Here is a 15,643-nt window from a genome sequence, read left to right on the forward strand (position 1 = left end):
AGCTATCTTTTATAGCCATCTTCTTTTAGCTGTTTTTTATAGCTGTTTTTTATAGCTGTTTTTTATAGCTGTTTTATAGCTGTCTTCTTACTTCATTACAGGCAGAGTCCATCCGCCATTGGGCATAATATGGATTTTAGCATCAGAATTTTCGGAAAGAATATTTTCAAGCGCTTCTTCTACGCTTTTTACAGGAATAAAGAAAGTATTTCTGCTTTCCGTGTCCGGAAGTTTAGAGACAAGATAAAGTTTGAAGGTTTTTGCAGCCCTCCCAACAGTGGCAGCTTTGTGTCCCCCAAACTCAAAACATTTTCTGAATTTCTTTATTGCCTCATCTGGAGTTTTGTATTCTGTACTCCAGCGCTCATATACCTTATCCCCGATCCCTTCAGTACATTCAGCCACAAGCACTATTGAGCCTCCTTTTTTTACGGCAAAAACTGCATTTTCAAGGGACTTTGTCGCCTGGAAAAGGTTAATGTCTTTTGGAAAGCCTCCGCACGAGACAATTGCTGCATCCGCAGGCTCTACAGGCACCTTGTACATGGAATCAACAACTTCTACGCCTTTCCTGTGAGCTTCGATGAAATCTCCAGCAACGGCAGCAACTATCTCTTTTTTGCTGTTAAGCACGACATTAAGGATAAAGTTAAGGCCCGCAATCCTTGCAGCTTCTTCTATATTTTGTCTTGCAGGACTGTCGGTTCTGCCTGAGAGAGGGTCACCTTCAAAGAGTTTGCTATAAAAACTATGATAAGAAAGAATAGATTTTTCCGAACTGACTCCCGGAAGAACAGATTTCCCTCCTCCACTGTATCCAGCATAATAGTGAAATTCCAGGGTTCCTGTGCTTATGATAACGTCGGAGTCTGCTACTTCTTCAAAGACCTCTACAGGCGTTCCGAAACTTGTCTCTCCGAGATGCCTGCACCTTTTCCTGTCGTGCTGGATGCAGCGAATTTTTTCGTAAACCTGCTCTCCAACCAGTTTTCGTGATTCCTCTTCAGTCTGGTTTCGATGGAGCCCGAGGGCAAAAACAATAGTAATATTTTCATCCTTTGCCCCTCCAAGATAAAGCTCTTCAAGCAGAGGAGGAAGAATCTTTGCAGTAGGAGTTGGCCGAGTAACATCACTAACTATGATTGCAACCTTCGAATCAGGGTTTACAATCTCAGAAAGCCGTCGGCTTTTTATGGGATTTTCAAGCGCTTTTTTAACAAGGGAAGATCCTTCTTCCTTTATTTCAAACTCCGAAGGCAAAATAACACTGGCAAGATTTCTTTCAGGAATTTCAAACTCAATTCCCGTACTTCCAAAAGCAAGTGATATTTTTTTTATGTTTGCAGTCATGTTTATGCCGATGTTTTATCTTGATATTATTTTTCTTTTTATTATTTTACAACAATAAGGTTAAACAAGTATAAAAAGAACTAGAAGACAGTTTCAAATGGCAAGGTAGTTTTAAATGAAAAAGTAGTTTTAAATGAAAAAGTAGTTTTAAATGAAAAGGTAGTTTCAAATGGAAAGGTAGTTTTAAATGAAAAGGTAGTTTCAAATGAAAAGGTAGTTTTAAAGGCGGTTTACACCTTCATCTTTTTATCCATAACACCTTTTTCATCGCCTTACAGGCAAAGTCCACCCACCATTTGGCATAACATGGATTTTAGCATAAGGATTTTCAGAAAGAACCTTTTCAAGCGCTTCATCTATACTTTTTGTCGGAATAAAAAAAGCGTTTCTACTTTCCGTCTCTGGAAGTTTTGATACCAGATAAAGTTTGAATTCTTTTGCAGTCCTCCCGACAATAGCAGCTTTATGCCCGCCGAACTCAAACCGGTTCTTAAAACGTTTTACTGCATCTTCAGGAGCCCTGCATTCCCTGTTCCAGCACTCATAAACTTTGTTTCCTATTCCCTCAGAACATTCTGCTACAAGGATAATTGAACCACCCCTTTTTACGGCAGAGGTAGCGTTTTCAAGGGATTTTGTTGCCTGGTAAAGATTGATATCCTTTGGAAAACCGCCGCAGGAAACAACTACAGCATCTGCAGGCTCTACAGGTACTTTATACATGGCATCGACATACTCTGCACCTTTCCTGTGGGCTTCGATGAAATAGCCTGCCACGGCATCAACGATCTCTTTTTTGCTGTCAAGTACAACATTCAGGATAAAGTCAAGACCTGCAATCCTTGCAGCTTCCTCTATATTCTTTCTTGCCGGGCTATCAGCTCTACCTGAAAGAGGATCTCCTTCAAAGAGTTTGCTATAAAAACTATGGAATGAGAGAATGGATTTTTCGGAACTTACCCCTGGAAGGATGGACTTTCCTCCTCCTCCGTATCCTGCATAATAGTGAAATTCCAGGGTTCCTGTACTTATGATAACGTCGGAGTCTACTACTTCTTCGAAAACCTCTACAGGCGTTCCGAAACTTGTCTCTCCGAGATGCCTGCACTTTTTCCTGTCGTGCTGGATACACCTTATTTTTTCAAAGATATCTTCTCCTACAAGCTGGCGGCACTCTTCTTCAGTTTGTAAACGATGAAGTCCGAGGGCAAAAACAATAGTGATATTCTCGTTTTTTGCTCCTCCAAGGTAAAGCTCTTCAAGTAGTGGAGGAAGAATTTTTGCAGTAGGAGTTGGCCGTGTAACATCGCTAACTATGATTGCAACCTTTGAGTCAGGGTTTACAATCTCAGAAAGCCGTTGACTGTTTATAGGATTTACAAGCGCTTTTTTAATAAGGGAAGTCCCTTCTTCCTTTATTTCTAATTCTGAAGGCAGGATGATTCTGGATAGGTTTTTCTCAGGTATATCAACCTCCAAAATCCCGCTTCCAAACGCAAGTGGAATCGTTTTTACATTCATAGTCATGGTCATTCCGATGTCATAGTATTAATTATATAAAATCGTATAGGTAAACAATAGAGAATCAAGTTTTAAAAAAATCCGAACTGTCAGTTAATATTACTGTTATATTATAATTAGGTCAATTTAGTGTAATTAGTTTTTCTATTATATTTTGTTTCCGCTTCTTTTTTCCAGAAGCTTCAACGAAATTTTCGGTAACATTTGCAGTGTTTCATTTCCTGCTATTAATTTACACGCGGTTTTAAAACTTGGCAGGTGGTGCTTTTACTCATCAATCCCATTCTAAAAACGATCAGATTTGCACATAATTAAGAATTTTAAAACCCGTTTCATAATCAGAAGATCAATTGACCATTAAAAATTAGAAATTCAAGGACATAGTTCTGAGTTTTACGTAGTTCTAAGTTTTACGTAGTTCTGAGTTTTGGGATGAACTCACAATATCTGCTTTGTAATGAACATTCCAATTTTTGATACTTTTGTATAATTTCAAAATCACAAAGACTCAGTACCAAAATCCAGTGATAAACGTGAAATTGAAAATCACTAGATTTTGTAATTGGTTATAATCCATTAAATACGTCCTCTCGATGGAAGTCTTTCGATATCAAATATTGAGTTTGATTGAAGAACGAATTCTTCCTGCAAGTTCATGATTTCAATCCAAAAATGCAAAAATCACTAGATTTTGGACCAGAGTCATCACAAAAGTATAATTATAATTGTAATTTATTGGCAGAATAATCAATATAAAGTGAATATTGCTCTATTTTTATGGGTTTCTGAATTTTATTGATAATAAAATGTCAATTGTAAGATATACTTTTTTACATTTCAAAGCATTGAGTCCTAAAAAGTAAATATTTCCTGCACTGAATAATCACTGAGTATAATTAAAATAATACGAACTAAAGTAATACAAACTAAAGTAATATAAACCAAAGTAATAAAAAATAAAGTAATACAAAATAAAGTAATACGAACTAAAGTACTACAAACCTGCATACCACCTATAATATATTTAAAAAAGATTTAGACGTATAAGTACCGGAAATAGCTTTTTTGGTGCTTAAGAAGAGGCCGGAGAAGGGAAATCATAATGGGGAAATGATTACAATGGACAAAGAAAGAATTTCTTATCACGAATCTGTTCTGAATATGTACGAGCGGATAAAAAAAGATGGGATGACAAATGTCTGGGACCGCTACGAAGCCCAGGGTATGGGAGGAAATCCGGACAAAAGATGTGCTTTCTGTATGGGAGGAGTACGCTGCGACCTGTGTTCCAACGGACCATGCCGTTCGGATGCTGTGAAAGACAAAAGAGGAGTATGCGGAATCACTGCCGATGGTATGGCGATGCGGATGATGCTTCTCAGAAATGTAATGGGAGCTTCTACTTACCACTATCATACGGACCAGACTATCAGGACTTTGAAGGAAACTGCCAGAAGCAACACTCCTTACACGATAAGGGAACCTGAAAAGTTAAGGACGTTTGCAAGCCGGCTGGGGCTCAAAACCGAAGGGTCTGACTCAGAAGTTGCTCTTCGCCTCTGTGAGTTTGTAGAAAAGGAGTTTAACAAACCTGCCTACGAACCGAGCCAGATTGTTGAGCTCCTCGCCCCTCCCGAAAGAAAAGAAAAGTGGAGAGCACTGGATATATTTCCAGGCGGAATCTATGGGGAAATGATGCTTTCCACAAGCTCCTGCCTGACAAATGTGGATGGGTATTATGCGAGCCTGGCACTAAAAGCCATGCGTCTGGGAATTGCAATGGGATACCAGAGCCAGATTGTAAACGAATATTGCCAGGATATCCTTTTTGGAATTCCCAGTCCCCATACTATGAGGGTAGACCTCGGTGTACTTGATCCCGAGTACGTGAATGTGCTCCCTAATGGGCACGAACCATTTATCGGCTTTGCCATGGTCCAGCTTGCCCGAAAACCGGAATGGCAGGAGAAAGCAAAAACTGCAGGAGCAAAGGGCCTGAGGGTTATTGCCAGCATTGAAACAGGGCAGGAAATGATCCAGAGATGGGAGGAAGATAATGCTTTCTACGGATTTACCGGCAACTGGATTTCCCAGGAAGCGGTATTTGCAAGCGGAAGTGTGGATCTCTTTGCAGCAGATATGAACTGTTCTCTTCCTGTTGCTCCCCTTTATGCCGAGAAATACAATTTTAAACTCATGCCTGTGAGTGAGCTTGTGGCCTTTGAAGGCATAGGGGAACGCCTGAACTATAATCCCACCGAAGCCGAAAAGCAGGCAGCACAACTCCTGGATATGGCGATTGAAAATTTCAAAAAACGAAAAAGCTCGATAGAATCGGTTTCCAAGCTCCCTATGAAAGAAGCCATGGTAGGCTTTTCAAATGAGAGCATCCTTGCAGCGCTTGGAGGCAGCTTTGATCCTCTCCTTGATGCTATAAAAAACGGAGCAATTAAAGGAATTGTGGGGATGGTGTCCTGTACTACCTTAAGGGACTACGGTCAGGATGTACACAGCATTGCTGTAGTAAAAGAGCTGATCAAAAGAAATATCCTTGTTCTGTCCCTTGGTTGCGGGAATGGGGCCATGCAGGTGGCAGGCCTCTGTATCCCTGAAGCCAGAGAATTTGCAGGAGACAGTCTAAAAGCCGTATGCAAAGCCCTGGGCATCCCACCAGTACTCAGCTTTGGGACCTGTACTGACACGGGTAGGCTTGCCGACCTCCTCGGAGCCATCTCCGGAGCTCTAGGAGGAGTTCCAGTTCCGGATCTGCCGGTTGCGGCTGCAGCCCCTGAGTATATGGAACAAAAAGCCACAATAGATGCGATCTTTGCTCTGGCCCTCGGGCTCTATACTTATGTGAACCCGGTCCCGACAGTCACAGGCGCCCCGAATCTGGTCAAACTGCTTACCGAAGACTGCCGGGAAGTTACAGGCGGGGTCATGAATGTGGAAAAAGATGCAGTAAAAGCTGTTGATGGGATAGAACAACATATCATGGAAAAGAGAAAAAAGCTTGGAATCTAATCACGGAATATAAGCTTGGAATCTAATCACGGAATATAAGCTTGGAATCTAATCACGGAATATAATCTTGAGATCTAAGCATGGAATATAAGCTTGGAGTTTGAAAACCAGAGAATAACAGATTTCTAAGAAGAATAGGTCTAATAAGAAGAATAGATCTAATAAGAAGAGAGCCGAAAAATCCGGATTTATCTGCCCTCTTTTACATTTTGTTTTTAAATAGGATAGACCAGAAACTGAGAAATCAAAGATCAAATCTAAGACCAAATCAAAGATCAAATCAAAGATCAAATCAAAGATTAAATTAAAGCTTTATTGATTCTCCGGGTTTCATGATAATGACTTTTGTGTCGACTTTTGCCTCAACTGCTCTTTTAAACTCTTCAGGGTCCTGTTTTATTACGTCAAATGTGCTATAGTGCATAGGAATTACAATTTTGGGCTGAATTAGTTCTACGGCTTTTGTAGCTTCTTTTATGCCCATTGTAAATTTGTCGCCTATGGGCAGGAGGGCCAGTTCAGGTTCATAGAGTTCACCTATGAGTTTCATGTCCCCGAAAACCCCAGTGTCTCCGGCGTGGTAGATGGAATGTCCGTTGATTCGTATAATGAAACCTGCCGGGGAGCCACCATCGAAACTAAAACCCGAGGCATCGATTGAAGAGGAATGGAGCGCTTCGGTCATGGTCAGCTTCATGCCTTCTACATTCACTGTACCTCCCTTGCCCATACCCTCTGCAAAAACTCCTTTTGATTTGATATAGTTTGCAACCTCATGAACGGAGATTATCCGGCATCCAACCCGTTTTCCGATTTCGATTGTATCTCCAAGGTGATCGCGGTGTCCGTGAGTCACAGCTATTATATCGGGGTTCAGTTCTTCAGGGCTGCACGGAGCCAGTGGGTTCCCTGAAATAAAAGGATCGATCAACAATTTCTTATCAGCTTCGAACAAAAAAGCCGAATGCCCGAGCCAGGTAATCATTACGCCAGCCATCTTTTTGCCTCAAAAGTATTACTTTTATTAAAATAATTAAATGTTGTCAAGAAATTAAGTTGTCAGTAATTTAGCTATAGTGAGTAATTTAGCTATCAGTAAGTAATTTAAAATTTAACTATCAGTGAGTAATTTAGCTATCAGTATTTTCGCAATCAATAATTTAATTTTCGATAATTCTTGACTGGCCATGAAATAGTAACAATAGAGAATGAAAGATAAAGCAAAGATAAAGCAAAGATAAAGCAAAGATAAAGGAAAAATAAAGAATTGTACTGAGGATCATGTTAATATGCTTCTTCTGTCAAACGGAGGGAAAATGAAAATCGGTCTGGTAATTCATGGTCCCGAAGTGATTGATTCGGGAGAGGCTAAAAGAGTTTTTGAAAAATTTTCCTGTGTGGGCAAAGTCGAGGTGAGGCTTGGCGGAACAATGGGAAAAGTAGCTGTCCTTGATGCCGGACTTGAAAACATTATAGACATAAGTCAGCACCAGAAGCCAAGTGTCTGCATTGAATCGCTTTTCGAACCATCAGACCTTGTATGCCTCCTGAACCGAGGAAAAACCATTGAAACCGGGAAGGCATTTGGAGAAATGGTTACTGCCCGGCTTAGAGAGCCGGAGATAAAACCTCTTATCCAGATCGAAAGCCCGGAAAGTACCGATGGAATTCTGATACCTCTTAATAAAAAAGCAGGAGAATACGGAGAATATCTTGAGAAGCTTTCTGAAATCCTGGGGCTTCCTGTGGAAAGTCCTTTGCCCCTTCAAAGTTCGAGAGTTCAAAATTCTGTTCTTGTAGAAAAGTGCCCGGCAACAGGCAAAATCCAGGTTATACGCAAGCTTTCAGGCGTTTTTCCAGGAGAAAATATTCTGGTAAACGGAATCGTGATTGGAAAAGCCTTTTCTTCCAGAGTAAGCATAATTTCAGAAAACGGCTTTATTGTCGCAATCGAAGGGGGAGAAATAAAAGAGCATGGGCTCGAAAAACTTCATAATTATGAAAAAAGAGACCCTGTTGACCTTGCAAAAGCCTGGGTAAAAAGCGGCGGCCTGAGAAGAAGCAATTTCTCTCCCCTGCAAGCCCGGAAACCTAACGTGTGCGGCAGAGTATCGGTTTTTCCTTCCAGGCCAGCCGCAGGAAGAGTCGTACTTATAGACCATGCTGCAGAAGATACTTTTGAACTGGCTGTTGATGCCGAACTTGTAGTTACCGTGGGAGATGACACCACAACAATAGCAGGTGACATTCTCTCCAGGCTTGGAATCCCCATTCTCGGGATCACGGATGGAGATTGTGACAGGCTTGCTTGCCAAACGGCCATTTTTCCAGGTTCTATTGTGCTCAGGCTGGCAGCGGGAAACGATGACATTTTGGGTAAAAAACTGAAGCAGGAACTTCTAGGGGGAGAAAACTCTGCGGTTTTAGGAGATATATACGCTTTTAAAGAAGATGTGATTAAACTTGCCGAGCCCTTGATTGAAGCTGTTTTTGAATATTGAGAAGTCCGGCATCGCAGAAAGTTTTCTGAGCTTCTAAAAACAAATATACGGATAACTCCAGAGCGTTCTCAAAAGTCTCTATAGCTTCCTCAAGCCTGCCGGCGGCATCAAGAGTTTCACCCTTTACCATCAGTGACCAGTGAATAAGAGCCGGCGCTTTTACTTTTTCCGCAAGTTTTTTGGCTTTTTAGACTTTTTCAAAAGCTTGTGAGTAATTCTCATTCTCAATAAGGTTAGGGATAGACTCCAGAATTCGCATAGCAGAATCTATCGCCTGTCTGGACATAGAAACTAAAAGCTGACTTATTCTCTCCCCCCTCTCCCCACATCCACCAGTCTCTCATTTGCGGTCAGAATCTCGACTCCGAGTTCGCTGAAATCTTTGTCATGGGTTACGAAAACCATATTTTTTGCTCGGCAGATCTGGGCAAAGAGAAGGTCGTTGAAATCGTATTTTCCCTGCTCGAACATGTCCATGATTTCAGGAAGGTCTATAGCTTCCATTTCGGGGTCGCACGCAAGGGTACTTTTGAGAATTTTTCTTACATTGTAAGCTATATCCTGAGCGATTGCCCTGAAGGGCAGAGAATTTCGAAATTCCTTGAACCTCGTAAATTCGGTCTGCTGCTTGAACTCGATTCTGGCGAAGGTGTTTATGAATTCTGAAATTATCATGCAGTTTATATAGATCGTGCCGTCGGAATTCATTATTTCTTTCAAAGCCTTTGAATAGGCGTCCGACCGCTGGTCAGGCCAGCCGATTGGGCCATAGATATACAACCAGATGTTGGTGTCAAAGAAATATTTTTTGCCTTCTGGAAAATCATATTTCTCTATGGAATGTACCTTTACAGGAGCAGGTTTTGCGGGTCTTGGCCCTCCGGCGCGAAGCCTTGGGCGGCGCCTAACCGGAAAAACAGTTGCTTGGTGAACGCTCTTATGCATCTTCTCCTCCAAGTACATCTTTCAGCGCCTTTCTGCAGGTATACGCATGTTCAAAATAGGTTTTCGCCCGCTCGATTACTCTCTTAAGGATGATCTCATCTTCTTCGGAGATATCCATGAATAAGAGGTTGCTCTCAATCTGCTCTGCAGGAAAACAGCCATAAAGCTGCCCTATTGCCGAATTCAAAAAGGTAGGCGTAAGCTCATTCACGTATGCAAAAGAGAGTTCGATTTTCTTATTTTCACAGAGCGCAGCCTTAATAATCTCATAAACTTTCTGTCCGTCACAGGCGGCAACGCAGCAGTTTTCCCCGGCAGTTTCAAAAACATTGATCTTTACTCTTTCTTCCGTAAGTATCCCCATATGCTTATACTCACAATGATTTAAAAAGATCAGGGTCTGACCCATGTTTCACTCTTGAGACACAGGCTTCGTGTTCAGAAATATTAAGTTAAAGTCTGCTTTTAGCTGGCCTTTTTAAAGAAGAGCCAGCCCTTTTCGCCTTTTCCGTACTTTGTCCGTATTAAAACATAAATCCCTTTCAATTCTTCTCCTTCAAGTGCCACTACAATTTCCTTTTCCTCACGTTTCAAAAGCTCAAAAGTTCCCTTATCCCATATCTCAACCTTGCCGGCTCCGTACTCCCCTGCCGGGATTTCTCCCTCAAAATCGGCATATGCCAGCGGATGGTCTTCAGTCTCGATAGCAAGCCGTCTGATGCCTGCCTCCTTCGGGGGCTCCTTTGGCATAGCCCAGCTTTTCAAAACTCCATCCATTTCCAGGCGAAAATCATAGTGAAGCTTACGCGCATCATGTCGCTGAACCACAAAAATCGGTTTGTCGGAGATTTGTTTAAAATCACTGGTCAGCGGTTCAGGAGTCTTTTGAAAGTGTCTTTTCTTCTCATATTCGTCAAGCATGGAGGATCAATAGAAAATATGGTTTCAAACGGATTTCAAGCTTATTTCTGCTCCTGGCCAGAGCATAGTCCGAATAAATTTTCAAAAACTCAGTATCAGTTTGCAGGAGTACGGTTTCAAATATCGCTACATGGATTTTTCTTCTCTGGCAATGTCAAGCAATGTCAAGCAATGTCAAGCAGAACTTTACGAATTTCTTCGCTTTTTGCCAGATTTGCCATTTGCTCATAAATGTTGATAGCACTCAGTTCAGCAATTATGGCAGCTCTAAGGATCTCTTTATCAAGGTCTTCGGGTCTGGTTTTTTCAAGGATTACAAATGCTTCCGAAAGCAGGTTTCTGCCCTTCCTTAAAGTTTCCATATGAAGTTTCCATATGAAGTTTCCATATGAAGTTTCCATATGAAGTTTCCATATGAAGTTTCCATATAAAGTGTCCATATAAAGTGTGGACGGATAAAAATAATGTTTCTTTCTATCGGAAATTACAGCCTCAATAAAGTAGTTTGTAAAAATTAAATGAATGAAATTAAAATTAGATAAGTGAAACTAAATAGAGAACTAAATATAACATTGTAATTATTTATACTAATTAATATGTTTTTAGTAAGGATAAGATGAGATTAATTTGATAGTTTGCAATCGATATTTAGCTTTTGTGAAGAAAAAATAGTTCATAAAATATACTAAAAAATTATACTCAGTTGGAAAAGAACTTATAGACAAATCTCATAAATAGTTTTAGAAGTCAATTGCAAAATAATGATAAAGATATATATTCCGGCAAGCTCCAAAAAAGCTGATACAGGCTCGCCAGGAAACGATCTCACCGAGGCTAAAGATCTTGAAAAGAATAAAACATTCCCTGCTTAAAAAAATAAAATCTTTTCTGCTTGTGTTTATGGTTTTGATTTTGTGCCTGCCAGGCAGCCTGGGGTTTGCCGCCGGAAATACCGAAGAACCTGAAACGCTGCAAAACTTCACACCTTCTGCTGATTCAGTGGTTGAACCCGTAATCAAAACAGCCCCCATGAACCCCGATTTTCTGGAAGACCAGCAGACTGACTCAATTGAAGCTTTTTCTTTTGTGGGCAATTACGGACAGCTTTCAAATACAGGGTATAAACCCTCACCTGTAGACCTGTCAGAACTTGCAAGTTCTGAAGGAAGACTTTTACTGGGAGCTTCAGGGTCAGACCTTCCGGCTGTTTATGACCTGCGCAAGGAGGGAAAAGTAACATCAGTAAAGAACCAGGGAAAGGATGGAAGCTGCTGGGCTTTTTCAAGTATTGCTTCCCTTGAATCTTACCTCCTGGGAACAGAAGGAAAAAGCTATGACTTTTCCGAAAACAACATGAAAAACCTCGTCTCAAAGAACTACTCGCAGGGATTTGATCTTACTACTGATGACGGTGGCAATGCATTCATATCAACAGCATACCTTTCTCGCTGGAGCGGGCCTGTAAATGAATCTGAGGATCCTTATGATGATTCATCTTCTTATTCACCCACAGGGCTTTCTGTACAGAAACATGTTCAAGAGGCACTTTTCCTGCCCGACCGGACAGAATCCCTGGATAACGAGGTTATCAAGAATGCAATTCTGGAGTACGGAGCTGTATACACCACAATATACTGGAACTCCGGATATTATCAGCAAAGAAACTATGCTTATCGATACCCAGGAAGCCTGTCTGTCAATCATGCTGTAGCCATTGTGGGCTGGAATGATTCTTTTGACAGGAATTACTTTACGCAGATCCCTCCAGGAAACGGGGCTTTTATAGTGAAAAATAGCTGGGGCGACACCTGGGGAGAGGAAGGGTACTTTTATATTTCCTACTATGACACAAAACTCGGATACAATGAAAACGCCGTGTTCACATCTGAAAGTCAGAACAATTATGACCACGTCTACCAGTATGACCCTCTTGGATGGACAGTATCAAAAGAATATGAAGGAAGCCTTGTTGCCTGGGGCGGCAATGTTTTCTCCTCTGAAAGGGACGAAACCCTCAAGGCCATAGGATTCTATACTACGGACCTTAATACAGCTTACGAGATATACATATATAAAAATCCTGTTTCCGGGCCTGTGAATTCTGGACAGGGGTACCTTGTACAGGAAAGCGGCAGATACTCTTTCCCAGGATACCATACACATGTGCTGAATTCGGCAGTTCCAGTACATGCCGGAGAGAGATTTTCAATAGTTATAAGATTCGCTAATCCTTCAGCTTCAGGGCCTCTTGCAGCCGAACAACCTGTAGCCCGTTACAGCAGCAAAGCCCAGGCCAATGCCGGAGAAAGTTATGTGAGCCCTAATGGAGTCACTTGGGAAGACATATCAAGCAATTCGGAAGCAAACCTCTGCATTAAAGCTTTCACAACCAGTGCGCCCCTTGAAGCTGACTTTTCTTCAAACGTCACAACAGGAATGTATCCTCTTACAGTCCAGTTCACAGACCTTTCCAGTAATGCCCTTTACTGGAAGTGGGATCTAAACGGAGATGGGAAAATCGACTCAACAGCCCGGAACCCGATATATACCTACGGGTCTTATGGGAATTATGATATTTCTCTGACTATCGGTAACAGTAACGGATCTGACACCGAAACTAAAATCGCTTATATAAAAGTGGTCCCCCTTTCAATCAACTCAGCCAGCCCCGTAGAGAATGTAACAACCTACAAAGGAGAGAAACAGGAATTCAGTATCAGTACAAATTATGCCTGCGATATAAGCTGGTACCTTAACGGAGAAAGTAAAGGTTCCGAATCCAGCGTTAAGGATAGCTCATACACGGAGACCATTCGCTCTCCAGGCTTTTATAATGTCACAGCAATTGCCAGAACAGGAGACGAAAAAATTGCACGGAGCTGGAACTGGACAGTCCTCGCATGGAATCCCTGGGATAGCTCGGATTCCCGGGAAGGGGAAAATATAAGCACCGAAGAGCTGCAGGAAGCTATCCATATCTATCGCAGTGGCATACAAATCCCTGAAACCGGAGCAGAACTCACGGACGAAAGGCTTAAAGAACTGATACAGCTCTGGCGGGAAGGTTCAGGGAATTAATGGTTACCGCGATAATAAATGGAAAGGAATAGAAAAAAGAAAAAAAATTAAAACCGAAAAAGAGAAGGAAAAAAGAAAAAATGACTCTTCGTCATTCCCTGTGGATAAGACGATTTTCAATTCAAGACCGCATTGGTTTTTATGAAGACATTATGAGGATATCCACACAAAACAACGAAGAGCCTCCTTTTATTTTGTCATATTGCACAAAATGCCTTATTTTTCAGCAATATTGAACTATAAAATTTATTTTGTAGAAAAAGTTTCTTAAAGCAATTTATAACATATTTCATGGATTTTTAGAATATGAATATTCTTAAAGAAGATTTTTGATTGTGCAATAACGCAAAAAGCTCTATTTATAGCTCCAAAACATAATTAATAGTTATATATTTATGAAAATTGAAAAAATAAAACTTATTAAATGTTATTTTAATATATATATATTAATTAAGCTCTTATTATTTAATTTTATATTCAGTGGAATTCCATGGTGAAATTTTAAGTCATTAAATATAATTTTTTGATTAAATAACCAATTTTAGTCCATTATTTTGCATTTAAAGCATTTTCAGCAAATTTAATAAAACCTCTCTGTCATGTTTTTGAACCACAATATCGATATTATAAGCCGGTTTTTAATTATTGTGTTATTTGTATATAAGATTAAAGATATTTATTTTTATTATAAAATTAGCTAACTTAGCTAAATATATTCTAAAATATTGAGCAGAGATTCTTGAAAGGATGTCCGAGATAGAGCTAATCAAAGACGAACCCTTGAAAGTCATGGATAATATGTTCGATGATATTGAGCAACAAATATTGGGAGAATATCCCGAGCTAGAGCTAATCAAAGGCAAACCAGTGATAGTTACCGATAACATGAAGCGAGTTGCATGGTCTATCATGCCGCGTTGGCTGTTTGACGAAGTGATTCATGAGCTGTTCTCAAAGAATATCTCGGATTTCTTTTGGCCAAACCAGAATGAAATGTTCTTTGCGCCTAACATGCAGGAAGGTAATAATATTCGTAAATATACATCAGTTGGTCTGGCAAGGAAAATCGGAGCCGATCGCATAGCACAGTGTTTTACACTCACATGCTGGGGTCCCGCATTTGACTTTCAGGCCATAGGAAGGATGATAGATGATATTACTGCTCTAAAACCTAAGACTGAAGAATTGGACGATAGATATGGGCGAAGCCTGCTACGAACCGTTGTCGGCGATCGATATGTGATTACCCATGCTGTAACGATAGAGCCCGCATTTCCAACAGAGTATATCCGGCAGCTTGGCAGGCTCGGATATGACGTTCATTATATAGATTCTGAACAGGAACAGCTTGAAGCTTTGAAAACAATTGCAGAGGCTAAAAATGAGGAGGTGTTTAAAGACACCTTCTATTAATTTTATATATTTATTCACAACCCTACGATTTTTAAAAACAACTTATTCCAGTTGAATACCCCGCTAGCTTGCTGGGGGGTGAGCCAGCGCAACTTTAACTCTATATATCTCCTTGATTTGCTTGAAACAGAAAACACAAACTTGAAAAATACAATTATTGGTCACAAACATTTAGCAAAGCCTGGTATAAGATTTCTTTTTGAAGAATACCCTCAAACAAAAAAAAGCAAGGAAAAAATTAATTGTATTGGCTCGCAAGGACCTGGAGTTTTTGCAAGAACAACTGAACAATTAGTTTTAATTTTCCTATACGGAGCCTGTGCAAAATTTTATAATTATTTAAAACAATTTTAAAAGCATGTAAACAATAAGTTCCAGCGTCATAACTTAATTTTGAACCCCTGTAATCGATGTTATATTTGTTATTATTTTTATATGTGTTTTATGACTCTGGTCCAAAATCTAGTGATTTTTGTATTTTTCGATTGAAATCATGAACTTGCAGGAAGAATTCGTTCTTCAATCAAACTCAATATTTGATATCGAAAGACTTCCATCGAGAGGACGTATTTAATGGATTATAACCAATTATAAAATCTAGTGATTTTCAATTTCACGTTTATCACTGGATTTTGGTACTGAGTCTGTTTTATATTTAATTTATAAAAAATTTGGAAAATACCATGTCTCCTACATTACTATTCAAGAGTTTCACTGAATTAGGAATCCCTGAAATATACACAACGATTTTTATTATTATCTTAATATATTTATTTTTTAAAAATTTAGATAATAAAAGGTAAATCGGCACAAACGTAGGAATGTATCTTTTAAAGAATCTTGAATTATAATCACATAAAAATCACGTAGATTAAGCTTTAATAGACTGA

12 protein-coding genes and 1 pseudogene are annotated in these 15,643 nt (G+C 40.0%); 5 read left to right on the plus strand and 8 right to left on the minus strand.

Going from position 1 to position 15,643, the window contains the following annotated elements:
• Nucleotides 1–87: 87 nt before the first annotated feature.
• Nucleotides 88–1,350, minus strand: a complete 1,263-nt coding sequence (larA, locus tag MSKOL_RS13405) for a nickel-dependent lactate racemase (RefSeq protein ID WP_048121681.1) — start codon at nt 1,348–1,350, stop codon at nt 88–90.
• Between the two features lie 264 nt (nt 1,351–1,614).
• Nucleotides 1,615–2,877 (minus strand): nickel-dependent lactate racemase, encoded by a 1,263-nt coding sequence (gene larA, locus MSKOL_RS13410; protein WP_048157018.1) that lies wholly within the window; start codon nt 2,875–2,877, stop codon nt 1,615–1,617.
• Nucleotides 2,878–3,990: 1,113 nt separating this feature from the next.
• Between larA (MSKOL_RS13410) and cooS the strand changes: the two genes are divergently transcribed.
• Nucleotides 3,991–5,895, plus strand: coding sequence for an anaerobic carbon-monoxide dehydrogenase catalytic subunit (gene cooS / locus MSKOL_RS13415; protein WP_048158367.1), 1,905 nt, complete (start codon nt 3,991–3,993; stop codon nt 5,893–5,895).
• Between the two features lie 304 nt (nt 5,896–6,199).
• Here the strand turns inward: cooS and MSKOL_RS13420 are convergent, their stop codons facing one another.
• The gene (locus MSKOL_RS13420; protein ID WP_048157022.1) at nt 6,200–6,892 is read right to left on the minus strand and encodes a metal-dependent hydrolase; all 693 of its coding nucleotides are present in this window, start codon (nt 6,890–6,892) and stop codon (nt 6,200–6,202) included.
• Nucleotides 6,893–7,211: 319 nt separating this feature from the next.
• On the opposite strand from MSKOL_RS13420, the gene MSKOL_RS13425 reads away from it, so the two are divergent.
• Nucleotides 7,212–8,396, plus strand: coding sequence for a DUF2117 family protein (locus tag MSKOL_RS13425; RefSeq protein WP_048158368.1), 1,185 nt, complete (start codon nt 7,212–7,214; stop codon nt 8,394–8,396).
• Here the strand turns inward: MSKOL_RS13425 and MSKOL_RS20375 are convergent.
• The 5 genes and pseudogenes from MSKOL_RS20375 to MSKOL_RS13445 form a co-directional block, all read right to left on the minus strand.
• Complete coding sequence (locus MSKOL_RS20375) at nt 8,353–8,526, minus strand: hypothetical protein (RefSeq protein ID WP_156151095.1); 174 nt, start codon at nt 8,524–8,526, stop codon at nt 8,353–8,355. The genes MSKOL_RS13425 and MSKOL_RS20375 overlap by 44 nt on opposite strands.
• 173 nt (nt 8,527–8,699) lie before the next feature.
• Nucleotides 8,700–9,341 (minus strand): PIN domain-containing protein, encoded by a 642-nt coding sequence (locus MSKOL_RS13430; RefSeq protein WP_048157026.1) that lies wholly within the window; start codon nt 9,339–9,341, stop codon nt 8,700–8,702.
• Nucleotides 9,334–9,705: an STAS-like domain-containing protein gene (locus MSKOL_RS13435; protein WP_048124048.1), complete on the minus strand. Its 372-nt coding sequence runs from the start codon at nt 9,703–9,705 to the stop codon at nt 9,334–9,336. The genes MSKOL_RS13430 and MSKOL_RS13435 overlap by 8 nt, the downstream gene beginning before the upstream one ends.
• Nucleotides 9,706–9,806: 101 nt before the next feature.
• The gene (locus MSKOL_RS13440; RefSeq protein WP_048157029.1) at nt 9,807–10,262 is read right to left on the minus strand and encodes a DNA polymerase ligase N-terminal domain-containing protein; all 456 of its coding nucleotides are present in this window, start codon (nt 10,260–10,262) and stop codon (nt 9,807–9,809) included.
• Nucleotides 10,255–10,597: pseudogene (locus tag MSKOL_RS13445) on the minus strand (ferritin family protein). Before MSKOL_RS13445 ends, MSKOL_RS13440 begins: the two are co-directional and overlap by 8 nt.
• Nucleotides 10,598–11,105: 508 nt before the next feature.
• Between MSKOL_RS13445 and MSKOL_RS13450 the strand changes: the two are divergent.
• The 3 genes from MSKOL_RS13450 to MSKOL_RS13460 all read left to right on the plus strand — a co-directional run bounded on the left by MSKOL_RS13450 (nt 11,106) and on the right by MSKOL_RS13460 (nt 15,107).
• Nucleotides 11,106–13,340, plus strand: coding sequence for a lectin like domain-containing protein (locus tag MSKOL_RS13450; RefSeq protein ID WP_231592244.1), 2,235 nt, complete (start codon nt 11,106–11,108; stop codon nt 13,338–13,340).
• A gap of 747 nt (nt 13,341–14,087) precedes the next feature.
• A complete protein-coding gene (locus MSKOL_RS13455) occupies nt 14,088–14,753 on the plus strand; it encodes a hypothetical protein (protein ID WP_048157032.1) in 666 nt (221 codons plus the stop codon).
• Between the two features lie 78 nt (nt 14,754–14,831).
• Nucleotides 14,832–15,107 carry a hypothetical protein gene (locus tag MSKOL_RS13460; RefSeq protein ID WP_048157034.1) on the plus strand — a complete coding sequence of 92 codons (276 nt, stop codon included), beginning with the start codon at nt 14,832–14,834 and terminating at the stop codon, nt 15,105–15,107.
• Nucleotides 15,108–15,643 lie beyond the last annotated feature (536 nt).

The sequence above is a fragment of the Methanosarcina sp. Kolksee genome (genome assembly GCF_000969945.1).
Lineage (GTDB): Archaea > Halobacteriota > Methanosarcinia > Methanosarcinales > Methanosarcinaceae > Methanosarcina > Methanosarcina vacuolata.

Excerpts from the sequence above, each read along its gene's own strand:
- MSKOL_RS13425 (WP_048158368.1), top strand. The coding sequence starts at position 7,212 with ATGAAAATCGGTCTGGTAATTCATGGTCCCGAAGTGATTGATTCGGGA.
- MSKOL_RS13435 (WP_048124048.1), bottom strand. The coding sequence starts at position 9,705 with ATGGGGATACTTACGGAAGAAAGAGTAAAGATCAATGTTTTTGAAACT.
- larA (WP_048157018.1), bottom strand. The coding sequence starts at position 2,877 with ATGACTATGAATGTAAAAACGATTCCACTTGCGTTTGGAAGCGGGATT.
- MSKOL_RS13420 (WP_048157022.1), bottom strand. The coding sequence starts at position 6,892 with ATGGCTGGCGTAATGATTACCTGGCTCGGGCATTCGGCTTTTTTGTTC.
- MSKOL_RS13430 (WP_048157026.1), bottom strand. The coding sequence starts at position 9,341 with ATGCATAAGAGCGTTCACCAAGCAACTGTTTTTCCGGTTAGGCGCCGC.
- larA (WP_048121681.1), bottom strand. The coding sequence starts at position 1,350 with ATGACTGCAAACATAAAAAAAATATCACTTGCTTTTGGAAGTACGGGA.
- MSKOL_RS13455 (WP_048157032.1), top strand. The coding sequence starts at position 14,088 with ATGTCCGAGATAGAGCTAATCAAAGACGAACCCTTGAAAGTCATGGAT.
- MSKOL_RS13440 (WP_048157029.1), bottom strand. The coding sequence starts at position 10,262 with ATGCTTGACGAATATGAGAAGAAAAGACACTTTCAAAAGACTCCTGAA.
- MSKOL_RS20375 (WP_156151095.1), bottom strand. The coding sequence starts at position 8,526 with ATGGTAAAGGGTGAAACTCTTGATGCCGCCGGCAGGCTTGAGGAAGCT.
- cooS (WP_048158367.1), top strand. The coding sequence starts at position 3,991 with ATGGACAAAGAAAGAATTTCTTATCACGAATCTGTTCTGAATATGTAC.